Annotated in this window: 1 protein-coding gene; it reads left to right on the forward strand. The window is 63.0% G+C overall.

Going from position 1 to position 835, the window contains the following annotated elements:
* Nucleotides 1–23: 23 nt before the first annotated feature.
* Nucleotides 24–797: an ABC transporter substrate-binding protein gene (locus EN780_RS35735; protein ID WP_127309986.1), complete on the forward strand. Its 774-nt coding sequence runs from the start codon at nt 24–26 to the stop codon at nt 795–797.
* The last annotated feature ends 38 nt before the right edge of the window (nt 798–835 follow it).

Raw genomic sequence — 835 nt, forward strand, 5'->3', positions numbered from 1 at the left:
GAACCTGACAGAGGGAGACGAAAATGCAGATATCCAGATGGATCCTATCGGCAGCCGCTGCCGCCATGCTGACGCTCGGCGCCGGCGCCTTGTCGGCGCAGGCCGCCGAAAAGATCAAGATCGGCACCGAGGGCGCCTATCCGCCGTTCAACACCATCACGCCCGACGGCAAGGTCGAGGGCTTCGACATCGACATCGCCAATGCGCTGTGCGCGCAGATGAAGGTCGAATGCGAGATCGTCACCCAGGACTGGGATGGCATCATTCCGGCCCTCCAGGCCAAGAAATTCGACGCCATCATCGCGTCGATGAGCATCACCGAGGAACGCAAGAAGCAGGTCGCCTTCACCCACAAATACTATACGACGCCGCTTGCGCTGGTCGCGCCGAAGGACAGCGAACTGACCTCGACCGACCCGGCGGCGCTCGCCGGCAAGACGGTGGGCGCCCAGGCATCGACCACCCAGGCCGACTTCGCCCAGGACGTCTACGGCAAGGCCGGCGCCGAAGCCAAGCTCTATCCGACCCAGGAAGAGGCGATCACCGATCTCCAGAACGGCCGGCTCGATGCCGTCATCTCCGACAAGTTCGTGCTGGTGGACTGGCTGAAGAAGTCGAGCGACGGCTGCTGCAAGCTGGTCGGCGACGTCAAGGGCACCGAGACGGAAGCCGGCATCGCCGTGCGCCTCGAGGACACTGCGCTGCGCGACAAGCTCAACGCGGCGATAGACGCCATCGTCGCCGACGGCACCTACAAGAAGATCCAGGCCAAGTATTTCGACTTCGATATCTATTGAGCGGCTGAAGCTGCCAATCTCCCCCCTTGTGGGGGAGA

Source organism: Mesorhizobium sp. M4B.F.Ca.ET.089.01.1.1 (genome assembly GCF_004022605.1).
Taxonomy (GTDB): Bacteria; Pseudomonadota; Alphaproteobacteria; order Rhizobiales; family Rhizobiaceae; genus Mesorhizobium; species Mesorhizobium abyssinicae.

Coding starts and splice junctions, on each gene's coding strand:
- EN780_RS35735 (WP_127309986.1), top strand. CDS start 24: ATGCAGATATCCAGATGGATCCTATCGGCAGCCGCTGCCGCCATGCTG.